This is a genomic window from Paenibacillus sp. sgz302164, assembly GCF_056120505.1.
On sequence record NZ_JBVYOL010000031.1, the window covers coordinates 49551 to 66603 of the forward strand.

Annotated in this window: 17 protein-coding genes and 1 pseudogene; 6 read left to right on the forward strand and 12 right to left on the reverse strand. The window is 50.1% G+C overall.

Annotation, left to right across the window (positions count from 1 at the left end):
- The first annotated feature begins 3 nt into the window (after positions 1-3).
- Positions 4-714 carry an MOSC domain-containing protein gene (locus AC0LWT_RS33470; RefSeq protein ID WP_474685737.1) on the forward strand — a complete coding sequence of 237 codons (711 nt, stop codon included), beginning with the start codon at positions 4-6 and terminating at the stop codon, positions 712-714.
- Positions 715-753: 39 nt separating this feature from the next.
- Positions 754-947: pseudogene (locus AC0LWT_RS33475) on the forward strand (IS701 family transposase); the annotation flags it as partial.
- 284 nt (positions 948-1231) lie between these two features.
- Here the strand turns inward: AC0LWT_RS33475 and AC0LWT_RS33480 are convergent.
- The 3 genes from AC0LWT_RS33480 to AC0LWT_RS33490 all read right to left on the reverse strand — a co-directional run bounded on the left by AC0LWT_RS33480 (position 1232) and on the right by AC0LWT_RS33490 (position 2499).
- Entirely contained in the window at positions 1232-1627 is a 396-nt protein-coding gene (locus AC0LWT_RS33480; protein WP_474685739.1) for a type II toxin-antitoxin system VapC family toxin, read from the reverse strand.
- Positions 1624-1857 (reverse strand): hypothetical protein, encoded by a 234-nt coding sequence (locus AC0LWT_RS33485; protein WP_474685741.1) that lies wholly within the window; start codon positions 1855-1857, stop codon positions 1624-1626. The genes AC0LWT_RS33480 and AC0LWT_RS33485 overlap by 4 nt, the downstream gene beginning before the upstream one ends.
- Before the next feature lie 105 nt (positions 1858-1962).
- Positions 1963-2499, reverse strand: coding sequence for a hypothetical protein (locus tag AC0LWT_RS33490; RefSeq protein WP_474685743.1), 537 nt, complete (start codon positions 2497-2499; stop codon positions 1963-1965).
- Positions 2500-2639: 140 nt separating this feature from the next.
- Here AC0LWT_RS33490 and AC0LWT_RS33495 point away from each other — a divergent pair, with 140 nt between their 5' ends.
- Positions 2640-3404: a hypothetical protein gene (locus AC0LWT_RS33495; protein WP_474685745.1), complete on the forward strand. Its 765-nt coding sequence runs from the start codon at positions 2640-2642 to the stop codon at positions 3402-3404.
- Positions 3405-3438: 34 nt separating this feature from the next.
- On the opposite strand, the gene AC0LWT_RS33500 is transcribed toward AC0LWT_RS33495, so the two are convergent.
- The 5 genes from AC0LWT_RS33500 to AC0LWT_RS33520 form a co-directional block, all read right to left on the reverse strand.
- Positions 3439-4101 (reverse strand): CPBP family intramembrane glutamic endopeptidase, encoded by a 663-nt coding sequence (locus tag AC0LWT_RS33500; RefSeq protein ID WP_474685747.1) that lies wholly within the window; start codon positions 4099-4101, stop codon positions 3439-3441.
- Between the two features lie 146 nt (positions 4102-4247).
- The gene (gene mreB, locus AC0LWT_RS33505; protein ID WP_474685749.1) at positions 4248-5300 is read right to left on the reverse strand and encodes a rod shape-determining protein; all 1053 of its coding nucleotides are present in this window, start codon (positions 5298-5300) and stop codon (positions 4248-4250) included.
- Between the two features lie 186 nt (positions 5301-5486).
- The gene (locus AC0LWT_RS33510; protein WP_474685751.1) at positions 5487-6527 is read right to left on the reverse strand and encodes a hypothetical protein; all 1041 of its coding nucleotides are present in this window, start codon (positions 6525-6527) and stop codon (positions 5487-5489) included.
- Between the two features lie 109 nt (positions 6528-6636).
- On the reverse strand, positions 6637-7152 hold the full coding sequence (locus AC0LWT_RS33515) for an SRPBCC domain-containing protein (RefSeq protein ID WP_474685753.1): 516 nt from the start codon (positions 7150-7152) through the stop codon (positions 6637-6639).
- Positions 7153-7256: 104 nt separating this feature from the next.
- The gene (locus AC0LWT_RS33520) at positions 7257-7826 is read right to left on the reverse strand and encodes a TetR/AcrR family transcriptional regulator (protein WP_474685755.1); all 570 of its coding nucleotides are present in this window, start codon (positions 7824-7826) and stop codon (positions 7257-7259) included.
- Positions 7827-7984: 158 nt separating this feature from the next.
- On the opposite strand from AC0LWT_RS33520, the gene AC0LWT_RS33525 reads away from it, so the two are divergent.
- On the forward strand, positions 7985-8665 hold the full coding sequence (locus tag AC0LWT_RS33525) for an SDR family NAD(P)-dependent oxidoreductase (protein WP_474685757.1): 681 nt from the start codon (positions 7985-7987) through the stop codon (positions 8663-8665).
- A gap of 74 nt (positions 8666-8739) precedes the next feature.
- Here AC0LWT_RS33525 and AC0LWT_RS33530 read toward each other — a convergent pair whose 3' ends face one another.
- A complete protein-coding gene (locus tag AC0LWT_RS33530; RefSeq protein ID WP_474685759.1) occupies positions 8740-10107 on the reverse strand; it encodes a (Fe-S)-binding protein in 1368 nt (455 codons plus the stop codon).
- Entirely contained in the window at positions 10104-11519 is a 1416-nt protein-coding gene (locus AC0LWT_RS33535; protein WP_474685761.1) for an FAD-binding oxidoreductase, read from the reverse strand. The genes AC0LWT_RS33530 and AC0LWT_RS33535 overlap by 4 nt, the downstream gene beginning before the upstream one ends.
- A 319-nt stretch (positions 11520-11838) precedes the next feature.
- Here AC0LWT_RS33535 and AC0LWT_RS33540 point away from each other — a divergent pair, with 319 nt between their 5' ends.
- Together AC0LWT_RS33540 and AC0LWT_RS33545 are read left to right on the forward strand one after the other, a co-directional pair.
- On the forward strand, positions 11839-12558 hold the full coding sequence (locus tag AC0LWT_RS33540; RefSeq protein ID WP_474685763.1) for a FadR/GntR family transcriptional regulator: 720 nt from the start codon (positions 11839-11841) through the stop codon (positions 12556-12558).
- A gap of 195 nt (positions 12559-12753) precedes the next feature.
- On the forward strand, positions 12754-13242 hold the full coding sequence (locus AC0LWT_RS33545) for a hypothetical protein (protein ID WP_474685765.1): 489 nt from the start codon (positions 12754-12756) through the stop codon (positions 13240-13242).
- A 360-nt stretch (positions 13243-13602) separates the two neighbouring features.
- On the opposite strand, the gene AC0LWT_RS33550 is transcribed toward AC0LWT_RS33545, so the two are convergent.
- The gene (locus AC0LWT_RS33550; RefSeq protein WP_474685767.1) at positions 13603-15243 is read right to left on the reverse strand and encodes a thiamine pyrophosphate-binding protein; all 1641 of its coding nucleotides are present in this window, start codon (positions 15241-15243) and stop codon (positions 13603-13605) included.
- Positions 15244-15247: 4 nt separating this feature from the next.
- A complete protein-coding gene (locus tag AC0LWT_RS33555; RefSeq protein ID WP_474685769.1) occupies positions 15248-17047 on the reverse strand; it encodes a GAF domain-containing sensor histidine kinase in 1800 nt (599 codons plus the stop codon).
- Between the last annotated feature and the right edge of the window lie 6 nt (positions 17048-17053).

A 17053-nucleotide genomic window follows, 5' to 3' on the forward strand; every position in this document is an offset into this window, starting at 1 on the left:
GGGTTGACTTTAGAGATTGGGAAGATTCAGGAAATATACCGGTACCCAGTAAAATCATTTGCAGGAGAGCGTTTGGAAGCTTGCAAAATCGATTCGTACGGATTATACGGCGACCGTTTTTGCGCTTTTTACGATGAGACGCGGAAGGGATGGGAGAGCTTTATTACCGCCAGAAAAATCCCCAAAATGCTCGCCTACAAGGCAAAGCTCGTCGATGAGGAAATACGTGTTACATCTCCTGACGGGCAGTCCTTCGGCTGGAATGAAGAGCTGCTGAACGAAATCCAGACATACTCCAGAACAAAAATGTCCATGACGGCCTACAGGGCCCAGAACCCGGAGAACCCCGACCTTATGTCGGTCGATTCGGCCAGTGTCCTGATCATTACGGACTCCACATTGCGCAAGCTGGAAACGATTTGGGGAAAGAGCCTCGATCATCGCCGGTTTAGAGCAAACTTGGTCATCTCCGCCCGCGACAATACATTGTCCGAAAGCGACTGGATCGGCAAAAGATTGTCGGTGGGCGGTGCGGAATTGCAGGTCGATCAGTTTTGCGAACGTTGCTCCATGATTACCATTGACCCGGATACGCTGGAACGCGACCCCTCTCTGCTAAAAAAAGTAAACGAAGAGATGAATTTGACGTTCGGCGTATATGCTTCGGTTACCAGGACAGGCCAAATTCGAGTCGGTGATAAGGTATTTTTGTAAATTCAAAAGAATAGAGATAAAGCGCGCTCCGCTTTTGGGGCGCTGCGTGCTTTCCTGCGCACGGACATTTACCTGGAGACGGAAACCATTTCGGCCTTTTACGCCAAATGGTGGCCCATTGAAATCTTTTTCCGTCCGTCCAAAAAGAACCTTGGGTTTAACACGTATCAAGTTCGTTCCGCCATCGCCTTTATCCGTCTTTATCCACCTATGGGCTAAGTAAACCTATTCTGACTTAAAGTATCCACTTGCCCCTTATACGTATCCTCCTGCACAAACAGCCTCATACTCGGATCATACCAGCGAGCCCTTAAATATTGTTGGTACGAGTTCAGTTTCGTTTTCCAGTACTATCCATATAGCTTACCACATCACCGTGTCCGTTTTATCTGTGGTACCTTTAAGAAAAATAAACGGCAGTAATTAAAATCATTACTACCGTGGGGTGTCTGTATTTAATTTTAATGCTGCTGTTCCTTTAGCTTCTCAATATCATACTTGGCGAGGAGGCATTAAGTTATATTTTAAAAAGCGGAATTTCTAATTCGCTCTGAACAAAACTCATATCAGAGTCTCTAGATACTAATATGAGATCATTAACCAGGGCTGTAGCAATAATAAGGGCATCAGGGGTTTTCAACTTTCGTCCCTTGCTCTTCTGATCCCTGCGAATAGAGCCGGCCAGTCTTGCAATGTCAGAGGTGACATCTATACATCTTCTGGTTGTAAACAACTTCTCTGCACGAAGTTGTTCCTCAGGTTTTAACCCGGCAAATACTTCACATTCTGTAATTGTAGAAAAGTAAATCTGCATTTTATCACGAGAGGCTTGCTGAGCAAAATCGATAACATTACCTTCATTCATAAGAATGGCAATCGCAACATTCGTATCCAACAAATAACCCTGGCTCATGAATTCCATTCCTCGCGTGATCTGTTCACTTCATCAAGAAGTTCCTTGCCTCGTTCAGGAGATAATGCCCCGGCTGCTTCCAAAAGATCATCAATTGAGTAATCGTCCTCTTGAGCTTCCACTGTCTGTTTCTCGAGGTCAATCAAAATACGCGAATTATTTATATTGAGTTTTTGAAGGATGGATTTAATTACACTGACTGTTTGTTGATCCATTTTTTTGGGGATCATTTTTATCCCTCCATTAACGTGTTTATTAAATTCATTATAACATATCTGCTGCTGGTTCAATAATTATGCCGCTTGTGACCCGCGATTGCTTTATTCAATCCCACCTTATTGAATAACTACCCGAAATGCTCCTGCGATTGTGAGTTGTGAATTGGCTCGCACCAAATTCTCCAAATAGCCTAAAAAATAGATGTACTCTTCCATTATAATTTTTCCTTCAAGGAAAAATACGAACAGCGACAGCGTTAACCGAATCCGGTCCCAAGGCCCGGCTTCAATATGCTCGTAGATATCGCTGCTTTGAAAATATCGCAATGCCTTCCCCTCTGCCAGTTCCACAATTTCTTGCATGGACTGCATGTTTGATATTTTCATTAAAGTGGAATTAAATTGTTCTTGATCTTCTTTGGCAGGATACATGGAAAACTGGCCTTGAAGAAAGTCATACAACTGTTCCAGCACTACGGATTCTTTTAGCATAAACTGAATTTTCTCTTCATGCTCATGGCATGTAAACAAAGACATATCCATCTTCTCACTTAGCTTCGCAGCTACATCATTTTCTGTTAAACCAAACTTCTGCAATCGTTCCTTACCTACGGTTATACGATGGCAAATGCCCAATTGAAGATATTGTCCCATACACGTTTGCCTCCCAAGCTCGACTATTTACTAAACCCGTCACCAATCGGATTGTTCCTTTAGTTAACAGGACAGGATTGTAAAACATATTTCAATTATGTAGAATTATTGTAACAAATAAAAGAATGGAATTTCTCCCCATGTATAAAGCCATTTTGGATAACAAAATACTGATTATATATCTCGTCTGCTACTTTTTGTTTGAATTGATCAGGACGATACACGCGCTGAACTCCTTGAACGCTCCTCCGTTGAAAGCGCACCTGCGCAAGCTGAGGACGAAACAGAGTTTCTTTTCGTATCTCGCTTTTCCTAACTCCAGACAAAATGTGATCAGACGCTACCACGCTTACACGTATTTGACTACCGACCAGTTGAAAGTGATTCAAATTTACCTGAAAGGGAAAGATTCGGATAAAGGCGTCATCTATTCATTTATCGATATTTTGATCAAATCCGTCTTTCCTTTGCTCGTTTTCTTTATCGGTCTTGTCCTGACTGCAACACTTAACGGCATTAATTTGCTCACCAATAATAATCCCGCTCCCGCGAACTCCACCGTATTGATGGGCATCATTTTGGCAATCGCCGCTTTTATTAATCTGATTTGGTACCGGCTCCGCAAAAAGAGCATCAAAAACAATATCCATATCATCGAGCAGGTGCTGAAAGACAGGGAAAAAGGCGGCAGCAGCCCTCTGTTTGCAAAAGGGCAAATCCTCCGCTCCTCCGCCGATTTTGAAAATGCGATGTTTTTCGCCGTCCCCGTCTCCGTCTGGCAAAACAACGAAATGACCGGTTACGGCGGCACCATCGACAGGCACATGAGCGATGCCGTGTTCATCAACCGCGAATACTTCCCAAAAAGCGGATTCGAGTTCCGCATCAGGGGTTATAAGCGCTAAGTTGCAGGCAGACTGCCCGCCCCTCCTATGCGAATTACTGCAAAAACAAAACATACACAGCCATAATTCCCGAATCGGCGAGCACATGACACACGATCGAGCCGAGCAGCGATTTATTGGACAAACGCAGTAAGCCCCAGAAAACACCCGCGGCAAAAACCGGAATAACCGTCAACAAGTTGTACGGCCAGTTAAACAAAGGAATGACAGAAAGCAAATGATACGCGCTATACCACAGCGAAGTTGCTAAAAGGCTCTTCGCTCTGCCATATTTCCCCTCCAACTTGTGAAGCAAATAACCGCGCCAGTACAGCTCCTCCAGAATCGGATTCAAAATGATGAGCACCAGGATCAACCATACCGTCTGGCTGCCCGTAAAGTTCCATTTCAGAAGCAATTCCTGCAGCCTTGCGGCATCGAACAGACGATCATGAAAGAAATATCCTCCGGTTACAATCGCCAAAAAACAAGCTGCCCCGGAACCGGCACCCAGAAGCAAATTGGTGCGGTTAAAACAAATCCCCCACTGTCGAAACGTCGCTGCTAACGCTTGTTTTCTGCTCAATAAGGTCTCTATGAATGGGACGCCGAAAAGCCAGCCATAGAAAAGAGCAAATGTCACAGGCACGCTGCTCATGGCCTGCAAGCCGATTGCGATCATAAAAGTCGGGCCTAGCAACAGGATGATTACATTCATCGTCTCTCCTCCACGGCAGCTTTGTCATAACATCGATAGGCTCATTGTATCCGGTAAGATGAGACGATTGTAGTACTATTTTTCGTTAGTACCGCGCAATTACGCAAAAACGGCCATCCTCCCGCATCGGAGAATGGCCGTTCTTTTTATTCGCCCTCGTCCTCGGGCGTTTCTTCCGGGGCTGCCTTCCGCCAAGCCGGCTCATGCTTGCTGACGTTTCTGCCCAGCATCATGCCTGTGCCGAGCGCGGTACAGGCAAGCGGCTGCTCGGCGATATGTACGGGAACCCCTGTCTCCTCCCGGATGCGCGCATCGATTCCTTCCAGCAAGGCGCCGCCGCCGCACAGAAGGATCCCTTGCTCCAGCACATCCCCGGCTAGCTCGGGCGGGCATTGTTCCAGCGTCGTGCGGATCGCTTCGATCAGCATGAACAGGAAATCGTCCACAACTGCGTAGATTTCCTTGGAGGACAGCCGGATCGAACGGGGCAGCCCGTCGAGCAGATCGCGCCCGCGTACCTCCAATGTTCGTTCCGGGGCGTAAGGGTTGGCCGTGCCGATCTCTTTTTTGATCGTCTCGGCAGTCCGCTCTCCGATCTCCATATTGTACTGCCGCTTCACATAATCCATGATGTCCTGGTCGATAGACATGCCCGCCCGCTGCACTTTGTGGCTAGTCACAATGCCGCCGAGGGACAGCACGGCCAGTTGGCAGCTGCCCCCGCCGATATCGAGCACCAGATGCCCGAGCGGCTCTTCAATCGGGATTCCGGCGCCGAGCGCGGCCGCCAGCGGTTCCTCGACGGCGATTGCTTTATTGGCTCCTTTATGGACAATTGTCTGTTCAACCGCCCGCTTCTGGACGTTCGTAATGCCGCAAGGGACTGAAATGTATACTTGAGAACTCCGCAGGAAAAACGAGCGGCCCTGAATTTTTTTTATAAAACGCTGAATCATGCTGCTTGTCATGTCAATGTTGGCAATGACGCCATTTCTCAAAGGATACGTGATGTCCACATGTGCGGGAGCCCGTCCGATCATCGCCTGCGCTTCCGCGCCTACGGCCAGCAACTCGCCTGTGCTTTGGTGAAAAGCGACAACAGACGGCTCGCTGAGCACGATGCCCTTCCCCTTTTCGTAGATGACCGTATTGGACGTTCCCAAATCGATCCCGTACAACTTATCAAATCGCTTCAACAAATGAAACTTCCCCCTTCGTTTCGGATATCTATGCTGTTATGGAGGGTAGATCAAACGGAGATACTATAGTATTCTGCGCAGACCGCAAATTTGTGGGGCAAACCGCTGAAATAGCCAGCAAACAAGCGATAAACGCCGAAAAAAGAAAGCTCGGGACTGCTTTCCCAAGCTCTTATTCGGCAGGAATTATTCATAAATAAACTTCGACCAATCCGATAAAACTTTATTAAATTCTTTTTTTAGTTCCTCAAACCTCTTATCTTTTTTATCGCTGCCAAACCAGCATGATACTCGTTTAAGAGAAGTATTTTTCAAGACAGCAATATAATCCTCCGGTTGCATGTTGTTCGCAGCTATATGGGAGAATTCCTCTAATGCAGGCGCCGATTCCAAGCTGCTAACATCCTTAAGACCTTTCATACTTTCCAGGCGTATCCTTCTCAGCTTTGTCAGATTCTCGAACGAAGGCAACTTTTCAACATTAGGCAAAGATTGTAAAAAGAGGTTTTGCAAACCGTTCAATGCGGAAATAAATCCAACATCGGATAACCCTCTAATCAGCCACAATTCCAGATATTTAATATTCGTTAAACCTTCTATTGCTGAAAAGTTATTAATCCCCCCGAGCTTTATATCCAACGACCACATCTTCTTTAACGGGACTAAGTAGTTCAAATCCGGTGTTGTTATCGACCTCAATGTGACATCTTCCAAATTTGTTAGGCCACTGAGAACTTCAATATTTTTACGTTGTCCTTCTATATAAATTTCCCTTAACTTTGCGAACCTTGATAACGGAGCCAAGTCTGGTTTCTTTGATTTTGTTGCTCCAAGAACCAATCGTTCCAAAGTATCTGGAACTTCATTTAGAAAGTCGAAGTTTGCAAGTTTAAATATACCTATCCCTAACTCCTTCAAATTTCTCAAACGGGCTAAATGATGCATCCCTTGTGCGTCCATTAAACAGTCTGCCGTAAATCGCTTGAGATTCGGTAATGAAGAAACAAAGCTTAAATCGCAGGTAGAACTGTAAAACCCATATGCTCGAAGACAAATGTCATCTCTAACGGAAAACAATAAATCGTTAAGTAACCGGAAAGTTGCAGGGTCAACTTCATTGGAGAATTGAACAACTTTTATAGAGCTGTCAGCTGCCAGAGATTGTACTTCTTCTTGATTTAACGACTGACGAATATCAACTCTATCTTTAGAAATTTGAGTGAACATATGGCACCTCTTGTGCTTAATTATCGCAACCCATTGTACCCTATACCGGTATTCGCCAAAATAAAACGGCCGCCGGCTCTCAAAGCCAAGCGGCCATTCCCATATTCCTTTACTTGAGCTCGTTCAGGCGCTCTTCCAGACGGTCCCAAGTTTCGGTGATGCCTTGGAGCATGCCCATGTCCATGACGGTCTTGAGAGCCTCCGCCGACACGTATTCGCCACGGTTGACCAGCTTCGTCTTGCCTCCCAAATCGATGAATTCCAGCGTGACCTCAGTCGACGGCATGGAATCATTCGAATTGCCTTCGGCATCCGAGAAATAATCCCTGTAGGCGATTTTCTCCGGCTCGGCAATCTCTTTATAAACCGCTTTGCCCCAAGATTCCATTCCGAAAAATTCACCCTGGTTCTGATCGACGCACTTCATGCAGTAGTGCCAAACGCCGCCGGGACGGAAATCGACGGTGCAGACCGGAACCTCCCAGCCTCTGGGCCCCCACCAGTGTTTCAGATGCTCCGGCTCTTTAAACATCTTGAACACGAGATCGCGCGGCGCATCGAAAATGCGCTCCAGCACCAGCACCCGCTCGTTCTCTACTCTCGAAATCATTGCGTTGTCTGACATTGTAATTCCTCCTCATGGTTATGAATGATTTTAAGATTTTCCCTTGTTCTGCGTTTCTTGCTGATAAGAATATACCACACAAGGAATATTCCTGTAAAGGAATACTAATGCCCAGTTGATTCGAATCCGCCTATTACTAATAATGCAACCCTTTTGGCGACTTCCTCTTTGTTCATCATGGTGTTCCCAGTCGCCCATTGTATGGCGCCTTCATGGATAACTTGTGCATAAATAGGCACATAAATCTTCATTTCTTCATCTGTATACATGTGTTCGAGACTTTTCGACAAATACACTTTCAACTCATTTACTGCTTTTTCTTTCAATTGCGGTACGACCAAGCCTACATAGCTGCTGCGACATTGGATGTTCGGTTGATCATAAAAATCACATAATGCTAAAACGAGTTGATGTATGCTGTCTTGATCGAATTTCACTGCACCTTTAGTACGGTTTGCGATCGCAGCTGATGCGGAGTCCCCCATAATAAAGTCCAATAATTCGAATTTGTCTTCAAAGTGTGCATAAAATGTAGCTCGATTAACTTGTGCGGCCTTTGTTATATCCGCTATCGTTATTTTTTCAAAATCCTTTTTTGAAACTAAATGGATAAATGCGTGAATCAAAGACTGCTTCGTTCGTGTCGTTCTTACATTCATTACTTTTGTCGCCACATTTCTCCCCCCTTAAACCCGACAATTGATCAACCTTGTTCCTATAGCAACATTCCTGCACGGTTTGTTGGTTGCTGCATGATTGGATTGGTTGTAAATTATTCATTAAAGCAACACATGTTACTTTAATATATCACAGAAAATGGAGTGAATAAAAAATGAAAACTGTTGCAATAGTTGGTGCAGGACCCGGATTGGGTTTGTCTCTAGCCAAAAAATTCGGAAAGAACGGGTTTAAAGTAGCTGCCATTTCGCGTAACCCTGACAAATTATCCGCTATAGTGAACGAACTTAGAGAGCTAAATATTGAAGCGCAATCTTTTGCTGCGGATGTCACAGACTTGGCTGCTTTAAAACAAACCTTTCAAGCTGTTAAACGAGAGTTTGGTTCTATCGATGTATTAGAATTTAGTCCTTATTCAGGGTGGGATAAATTTACAAATGTGCTGGAGACTACGCCTCAGAGTGTATTAGAACAAATAAATAGCTATTTGCTGCCTGCCGTTCTTTCGGTCAATGAGGTATTGCCTGAGATGATAAATAACGGTTCTGGTGCAATTTTATTTACAACGGGCTTATCTGCGATGTTCCCTTTGCCTTTTGTAGGGAATGGCGGAATCGTGATGTCCGGTATTCGTAATTATGCCACCAACCTGCACAATGAGTTGAGAGAAAAAGGTGTATTTGTGGGACATCTCTCCATCGGGACCATGATACAACCCGGAACGGCTGGAGATCCGGACCTCATTGCCGATGTTTGGTATAACATGTATGAGAAGAAGGACCGCTTTGAAGAAGTATTCCCACTAGGTTTTGATCCAACTAACATTTCAATTTAATAAAAGCGAAAAGACAACTTATAAAGCAAACAACCTCCGAACCGCTCAAACGCGGCTGGAGGTTATTTCACATTTTACGACCGGCTCATATGCTCGTACAGGAAATCGGCAATATGCACGGCCTTCATGCGGTCCGATAGCTGTTCCCTTTCGATCCCCAGCTTCATCTGCAGGAGGCAGCCCGGATTGCTGGTCAGCACATAATGCGCGCTCGTCTCTTTCACATGCTCCATTTTATGGTCAAGAATGTCCATCGACATGTCCGGCTGCACCAGATTGTAAATGCCCGCAGAGCCGCAGCAGCGGTCGGCTCCCTTCAGCTCGACCACCTTCACGCCTTCGATCCGGCTCATCAAATCGCGCGGTGCGCTGCCGGCTCTCATAACGTTGCGCAAATGGCACGAGTCCTGATACGTTACGGTGACCTGAGCATCCGAAGGAAGCTGTCCGGCGGCCGCGAACTTGGGCAAGCGCCCTTTTTCGATCATCATTTGGCTGATGTCTTTCACGTTCTCGGCAAAATGCTTCGCAGCCTCCGCATATTCGGCATCGTCATGCAAAAGGTGGCTGTACTCCACCAGCAGCGCCCCGCAGCCGCCCGCATTGGAAATAATATAATCGATCTGCGCTTCCCGGAACGCGTCGATGTTCCTTCTGGCCAGCGCCTTCGCCTGCTCCAGCTCGCCGCTATGCGCATGCAGAGCGCCGCAGCACGTCTGCGCCTCGGGAATGACGACGTTGAAGCCCGCTTCCGCCAGCAGCTTGACCGTGTTCATGTTCGTTTCCGTGAACAGCACGTCCATAATGCAGCCGCGGAACATGCCTACGGTTGCGACCGGCTTTCCTTTGGCAGGCACGTAAGTACCTAGCTGCTCGACCACGCCTTTGGACGAAGCTTCCGGCAAAATGCGCTCCATTTGGCTCATCGTATCCGGGAACATGCGCATGAGTCCCGTTTTGCGGACAACGGTCTGCATGCCGGAGCGCTGGTACAATCGGAGCGCGGAGCCCAGCAGGCGCATGCGTTTTTGGTTCGGGAACATGTGCTTGAACGTGATCGAACGGAGCTGCTTCACCCAGAAGCGGTGCTCCGTCTGCCTTTCGATCGCGTCCCGCGTCTGTTCCAGCAGCTGCCCGTATTTCACGTCTGCCGGACATACCGGCTCGCAGGCGCGGCAGCCCAGGCATAGGTCCATTTGCTTTTGAAAAGAATCCTCGGGCTCCATCAGCCCGTCCACGACCGCCTTCATCAAAGCGATTCTTCCGCGCGGGGACGCGGCTTCCAGACCCGTTTCCTTGAAAGTGGGGCAAGCCGGCTGGCAAAAGCCGCAGCGGATGCAGTTGGACAGCTCGTCATAGTTCAGCGTAAGCTTCATTCGCTCGGCGAGCGGACTGCCGCTGCTTGCAGCAACTTGAGATTTTATCGAAACCGCTTCGCTCATTGTCCGATCACCAGCCTTTTGCGGGATTGCTTTGCGAAAATTTTTCCGGGATTCATAATGTTATGAGGATCGAAGGCGTGTTTGATGCCCTTCATCACTTCTATTCCGGCTGCGCCGACTTTCCACTCCAAATAAGGCGCTTTCATCATGCCGACACCGTGCTCCCCTGTAATCGTCCCGCCCAAGCGGATCGCCGCGTCAAAAATTTCCTCAAACGCCTGCTCCACGCGGTGGATTTCCTCCTGATCGCGGGCGTCCGTCGTGCAGGTCGGATGCAGGTTGCCGTCCCCCGCATGACCGAACGTACAGATCTGTACATCGTACTTCCGGGCGATGCGGTTGATTTCAACGACCATCTCCGCGATTTTGGAGCGCGGTACAGTCGCATCCTCCAGAATTGTCGTCGGCCTTATTCTGGCCAGCGTGGACAGCGCGCTGCGCCGCGCCATCATCAGCTTCTCCGCTTCCTGCGCGCTGCCGGCAAGCTTGACCTCCTCGGCGCCCTGCTCCTCGCATATCCGCTTGATGGCCGCGATATCCTGCTCGACCGCCGCCATATCGTTGCCGTCCTGCTCGATCAAAAGCACGGCCTCCATATCAAGCGGGAGCCCGATTTTGTTGTACGCCTCCACAACGCGGAGCGTCGGATTATCGATAAATTCCAGCGTCGCCGGAATAATCTGATGCCCGATAATCGCCGAAACCGTTCTTGCGGCGGCGTAGATGTCTTTGTACATGGCGAGCATCGTCTTTTTGTGCTGCGGGGCGGGGAGCAGCTTCACCGTCGCCTCCGTGACGATCGCCAGCGTCCCTTCGGAGCCGACGAGCAGCTTGGTCAGGTCGTAGCCGGCCACATCCTTGTACAGCTTGCCGCCCGTACGCAAAATCTCGCCGGAAGGCAGCACCGCCTCCAGACCGATGACGTAGTCTTTCGTCGTCCCGTATTTCAAACCGCGCAGCCCGCCGGCGCATTCCATAATATTGCCGCCTAACGTAGACACGACCATACTGCTCGGATCAGGCGGATAAAACAACCCCAGCGCCTCGACGGCAAGGTGGAACTCCTTCGTATTTAAACCCGGCTGGAACGTTGCCGTAAGGTTGTCCTTATCAATTTCAATCAGCCGGTTCATGCGGTTCATGACCATGACAAGCCCGCCATCGACAGCTACCGTGCCGCCGCACAAATTGCTGCCCGCCCCACGCCCGACAATCGGAATGCGGTGCTCGTTCGCAAGCTTAAGAATCGCCGCCACTTCCTCACGGCTGCCCGGATAAACGACGCCGTCCGGCAAGCTCTGCATCATCGGCGTAGCGTCATAAGAATGGGTAATCAACGCTTCGGAATCGTCTTTAAAATATTTGTCCCCGACAATCTCGCGAAGCCGCCTGCGAATAGAATCGTCTAACATGGACTATGCCTCCTTTAAGAATAAGCTCCAGTATGCACGAGAAATCGGAAAAACCTGACCTGCCTCGCGGGAAAGTAAAATCTGAAAAGCGTGCCCTATCTCTGGAAAAGTGAGCGAAAAAATTGCTCTATTCCGGTGGGTGAAGCGGAAGAAGCTTGCCCTGCTCCACGGGATAGTGAGCTGGAAAAACTGCCTACCCCCGGCGAGTGGACCAAATAAATCCGCCCCCATCCCGAAGAAGTGAACAGGTCATCTGATGACTTTTCATTCATTATAGCGTATGATTGAATAGATGTATATATGTATCGGGAGGTCCGTCATGACATCGTCTTTTCCGCAAGTCAAACCGCAAAAAGGGTCGGACATCGTCCTTCAACAGCTCAAGCAGCGGATTGCATCGGGCCAATACCCTCCCGGCTTCCGTCTCCCTTCCGTGGTCGATCTGGCGGCAGGGTTCGACGTGGGCCGTTCTACGATTCGGGAAGCGCTCAGCGCTCTGAAAGCGATGGGATGGATCGATATTCGTCATGGCGGCGGCACCTTTGTCAGCAAAGTGCTTCCGTCAGACCAAGCTTTGCCGGGAGCAGATATGTTTCAAAGCATGGAGTCGTTCCAGGAAATTGTGGAAATTCGCAAATTTATCGAATCCGGATGCGCGTCTTTGGCGGCTGCAAGAAGAACAGACGAGGATCTGGCGCAGCTGGCCCGCATCCTTGCCCATATGCAGGAAGTTCTGGAAGATGAACAGAAGTCCGAGCATGCGGACGTGCAGTTTCATCTGCTAATCGCCCAGGCCAGCCACAATACACTGCTCACCCAAATGATGGACTCCCTGACCAAAAAGCTGCAGGAAACGATGGGCGGCTCCCGCAGGCTGTGGTTTTTCTCCGAGTTGGCTTCCGGCAAGCAGCTTCTGGAAGAACATACGGCCATCTATGAGGCCATACGAGAGCAAAATAAAACGCTGGCCTCCGAGCTGATGATGCAGCACCTGCTGAAAGTAGAAGCCGTCCTGGAAAAAATGAACCAGAGCCTGTAAAAAGCAGCCTCGCAAAAGGCACCGAGATATGGAGAAGCCCTGTTGATCGGGGCGCACTAAGTCGGTGAACCGACTTTTGCATCGTTTCGAGCCCGCCGGGGGCTCCGACACGCACTCTCGAACACTTCTACTAACTCCGCAGCAGCAAAACTTCGTCGCACCGCGCGCAGCTTCCAGCGCACGGTGTTGCGCTGCATGACGGCGGTCGGTCGACCAGATGCACCTCCGCAATCGTTTGTGCAGGACGCACGCTTTTCTGACAAGTCAGTTTTGTCTTTCCAAGTCACGGTTATGGATGCCGAAGTGTTAGCAGCTAACCGGACGCTTCCACTCATTTGCCGTCCAAAAGCGGTGCAACCGCTTGCAGAGTATCTTCAGCCCGGAAAAACCTGCGAAAGTGCAGGCTTTTTTGATAAAAACGACTCGGTTGGAGGAAAAACCTGCAATTGTGCAGGAATTCCCAGCTTGATAAGCCTGAACCCCCAATTTGAGCCAAAAAAACTGCAGATTTGCAGGAATTGTTCGAAGCAAGCGCATCTGGGCGCAAAAAGATGCACTTTTGCAGGTTTTCTGCACATGGTGAGCGATGTCTTAGCCGGCAGGTTTGCGATTGCCTCATTTGCATGCTCCTGGGGCTCAATCGCCCGCCCCCGGGAACCTCTAACGATGTGTCTACATCGTTAGCAGCGCCCGCCGGCACTCAATCGCCCGCTCCCCGGGAACCTCTAACGATGTGTCTACATCGTTAGCAGCGCCCGCCGGCGCCCAACCGCCTGCCCCCGGGAACCTCTAACGATGTATCTACATCGTTAGCAGCGCCCGCCGGCGCTCACTCGCCTGTCCCCGGGAACCCCTAACGATGTGTCTGCATTGTTAGCTGCCCCCGCCGGCGCTCAGTCGCTTCGCCCTCCAGCGCCTCGCCCAGCGGGGGCTCTTCCGCACACGGCGCGCCCACCACACACCCGCACCCGCGCCCTTCACTACAGCGCAAGGGGCTGACCCTTCAGCAGAATAAACTGCTGAGGGTCAGCCCCTTGCCGTCAATTAGTATGTAGCGCCCTGCAGGAACTTGACTCTGTCCCCCATCGGCGGAGTTTCGTTGCCGTCGACTACGATCTCTACGACGACCGGCCCGCCGTGAGAAAGCCACTCTTGCATGTGGTGCTGCTGCAGCTGCTTGAGCGAGGTGACCTCGGCGTAGCGGAGGCCGAGCGAGCGGGCCACGTCCGCTATGCTGATCCGCGCTTGCGAAAAATCATCCAGGCACCGCTTGTACTGCATCATATGACCGTGGTATACCATGCCGAGACGGGCATTGTTCACGACCACGAACAAGATCGGCAGCTTGTACTCCTTCGCCGTCAAAACCTCGAAGCCGTGCATGAAGAAGCAGCCGTCGCCGGTCAGGCAGATGACCGGCCGGTTCGGTTCGGCGAGCTGGGCGCCAAGGGCTCCCCCGATTCCCGAGCCCATCCCTCCGAAGTTGATGTCGAGATCAAATTGCTGCCCGTCTTTGATCAGCAAATTTTGGATCGAGTAGGTCATGAACTCGCCGATGTCCAAATAAAACCGCGCATCGCCTGGAGCGATCGCGCTGATCCTCCGGATGGCGGACAACGTGTTCCACTCCCCGCCGTTCTCTTCTGCCGCCGCAGCCGCTTCGCCCAGGCCGGACCATACGTCCGGCGTCTTAGCCGGCATCCGCGCCAAAAGCTGCTCCATGACCAGATCGATTTGCCCATGAACCGGGTACTTCGTTTCGAAGCATTTGCCCAGCTCGTTTTTGTCGAAATCGATATGAATCAGCTGCTTGCCTTGAACGAGCCGCTTCTCCCAGTTGCTTGTCGCCGACTCTCCCAGGCTTGATCCGACGACCATCAGCACATCGTGATCATTGCCGTTCAAATAATCCAGCGCTTTGCTGTTGCCCGCCATGCCGTAAATGCCCAAATAAAGCGGATGATTCTCGGGAAAAGCCCCTTTTCCGTGAGGGGTTGCCGCCACCATCCAGCCTGTTTTTTCCGCGAATTGCACGATGCTCTTCGTCGCCAATTTCGCCCCGTATCCGAGCAGCAGCGCGCCGCGGCTGCCTGCGGCCGCGATGCCTTCCAGCGCAGCCTCGATGGCCGCCGGGTCCGGCGCAAGCCGCTGAACCTTCGGCAAGGCGGGAAGCTCCACGCTGCCGATATCGGTCATTTGAATGTCGATCGGAATGGCCAAATGCACAGGCCCCGGGATGCCGCTAATGGCCGTATGAAACGCTTCTGCGAGCATGCCCGGAAGCTCGTGCGCGTGACGGACGGTTTTGCTTAGCTTCGTAATGGAAGTGAAGATCGGCTCCGCCTGCAGCTCCTGGCCCCCGCCTTTGCCCACGACCGATAAAGGAACCGAACCGGTAATAAAAATGACGGGGAGCTTTTCCTTCCACGCGTTTGCCGCAGGCGTCACCAAATTGGTAGCCCCAGGCCCGCTGGAACCGACGCAGACCGACGGGATGCCGGTAATACGCGTATAGGCAGCCGCCATATAACCCGAGCTGGACTCATGCTTGGCTACGATCGGCTGAATCTCCGGTATGTCCATGAGAGCGTCGTAAATCGCATTAATCGAGCCGGCAGGAACGCCAAAAACGTACCGAACCCCCTGCTGCAGCAAAAATTTCAATCCAACTTCAATCGCTCTCATTTTTCTATTGTGCCCCTTTCGGCAATGTGAATTTAAAGACCGAGCCTTGACCCTCGCTGCTTTCGAACCAGATCCGCCCGCCGTGCAGTTCGATTAGCTGTTTGGAGATGGCCAGCCCCAGGCCCGTTCCGTTAATCTGATTGTTGGCTTGATAAAACTTGGTGAAAATATGCTTTTGCTTCTCATACGGGATACCGATTCCGTTATCGTGCACTTCCACGGTAAGGTAATTCTCTTCCGCATGGGTTTTGATCGTAATCTCGCCTCTGGGCGGCGTAAATTTGATGGAATTGGATAAAAGATTCAACAAAATTTGTAATATACGCTGTTGATCCACCTTCAGCACGGTGTTCGTTCCGGCTGCCGCTTCCACATTCAGCGTAAGTTTCTTTTTATTGACAAGAGACTGCACAATGTCTACGGCTTCCGCTATAATTTCATCGAAGGATGCCTCGGTGTAATACAATTCGAACTTACCGTTTTCCATTTTGGCAAAATCGAGCAGCTCGTTCACCTGGTTGAGCAAGCGTTCGATCGACTTGCCCGCGGTTTCCAGCAAATCCTCCTGGGAGTCGTTCAATTCCCCGAGAATTCTTTTTCTTAAAATGTCTACCGCTCCTTTGACAGCCGTAATCGGAGTCCGCAGCTCATGCGACAGCGTAGCGATAAAATCGTTTTTCAGCTCATTCAAATATTCCAGCTCTTTGACCAGTCCTTCCAGCTTGAAGTTCGCCTGCTGCAGCTCCATGGTGCGCTCGTTGACCGAATGCCCCAGATTCTCGGTATGCATCGCATTCGCCAGCGCCGTAGACGTAACGTCGGCAATGGATTGGCAAAATTCTATCTCGCTCGTCGTATACTCCCGCTGCTTGTGGATGGACGGCATCGCGATGACGCCGAATACAACTCCCTTCGCCACGAGCGGCGTCACCATCAGGCTCCTGATATCAAAGGTTCTGCACGCATTATGGTTAGGACGCGGGTCTGCATACACGTCGGGAATGGCCAGCGCCTTTTTCTCCGTAATGACTTCATAAAACAAACGGTCGCTGTCGATGCTTAATTTGATCTCTTCGCGGTGCTTGGTTCTCCATTCGTCTTCCGTAACGTTCAAAGATGAAAGCTGAAAAGGTTCCATCGTGCGATCTTTGTCGTTATATAAATGGATGCCGATATCGTCCGACCCGCTTGCCCTTTGCATGTAGTGAAAACAAGTTTTCAGGACGTCCTGAACGGACAGCGATTTCGACAAGCCCTTGGTGGCGTCAAGGAGAAGCTGCTGCTTTTCCATCAACAGCTGCCGCTGCTCGAACATCTGGATGTTGCGGATAGCTACGCTGGCCATGTTGACGAACGCTTCCGTCACTTCCATCTGCTCTTCCGTCAAATTCATCGGTTTGCCGAAATCGTGCACAAAGACAAGACCGAACACGTCATCGTCGACGAGAACGGGGATGCCCAGGATCGAATTGATTTGCATCAAGTGCCTTTTCACCTGATCCGGCCGTTTGTCAAAGGTTGTATCCGGGATGTAATCGCTGGCGCGCGTGCGCAGAATGTCGCGGACAAACGCATCGTCCTTCGGATCGATCAGCAGCTCGGTAATATCGACCCGCTTGCTGTTTCCTTTGTTGCCGTAAAATATGCCGTCCGGTTCTTTCAAAAAGAAACCGACCAAATCGGCCTGCGTTATTTCGCTGGCGATCGCATCGACAAGCACCTGTAAAATTTCCGGCATTTCAAACTGTGAGTTAATTACTTTCGTCATGTGAAATAATTTTTGAAAGCTTTTTAATTCCATCATTTTGCC

Excerpts from the sequence above, each read along its gene's own strand:
- AC0LWT_RS33490 (WP_474685743.1), bottom strand. The coding sequence starts at position 2,499 with ATGGGACAATATCTTCAATTGGGCATTTGCCATCGTATAACCGTAGGT.
- AC0LWT_RS33495 (WP_474685745.1), top strand. The coding sequence starts at position 2,640 with ATGTATAAAGCCATTTTGGATAACAAAATACTGATTATATATCTCGTC.
- AC0LWT_RS33530 (WP_474685759.1), bottom strand. The coding sequence starts at position 10,107 with ATGAGCGAAGCGGTTTCGATAAAATCTCAAGTTGCTGCAAGCAGCGGC.
- AC0LWT_RS33485 (WP_474685741.1), bottom strand. The coding sequence starts at position 1,857 with ATGATCCCCAAAAAAATGGATCAACAAACAGTCAGTGTAATTAAATCC.
- AC0LWT_RS33525 (WP_474685757.1), top strand. The coding sequence starts at position 7,985 with ATGAAAACTGTTGCAATAGTTGGTGCAGGACCCGGATTGGGTTTGTCT.
- AC0LWT_RS33480 (WP_474685739.1), bottom strand. The coding sequence starts at position 1,627 with ATGAGCCAGGGTTATTTGTTGGATACGAATGTTGCGATTGCCATTCTT.
- AC0LWT_RS33540 (WP_474685763.1), top strand. The coding sequence starts at position 11,839 with ATGACATCGTCTTTTCCGCAAGTCAAACCGCAAAAAGGGTCGGACATC.
- AC0LWT_RS33510 (WP_474685751.1), bottom strand. The coding sequence starts at position 6,527 with ATGTTCACTCAAATTTCTAAAGATAGAGTTGATATTCGTCAGTCGTTA.
- AC0LWT_RS33535 (WP_474685761.1), bottom strand. The coding sequence starts at position 11,519 with ATGTTAGACGATTCTATTCGCAGGCGGCTTCGCGAGATTGTCGGGGAC.
- AC0LWT_RS33500 (WP_474685747.1), bottom strand. The coding sequence starts at position 4,101 with ATGAATGTAATCATCCTGTTGCTAGGCCCGACTTTTATGATCGCAATC.
- AC0LWT_RS33550 (WP_474685767.1), bottom strand. The coding sequence starts at position 15,243 with ATGAGAGCGATTGAAGTTGGATTGAAATTTTTGCTGCAGCAGGGGGTT.
- AC0LWT_RS33545 (WP_474685765.1), top strand. The coding sequence starts at position 12,754 with ATGACGGCGGTCGGTCGACCAGATGCACCTCCGCAATCGTTTGTGCAG.
- AC0LWT_RS33515 (WP_474685753.1), bottom strand. The coding sequence starts at position 7,152 with ATGTCAGACAACGCAATGATTTCGAGAGTAGAGAACGAGCGGGTGCTG.
- AC0LWT_RS33555 (WP_474685769.1), bottom strand. The coding sequence starts at position 17,047 with ATGATGGAATTAAAAAGCTTTCAAAAATTATTTCACATGACGAAAGTA.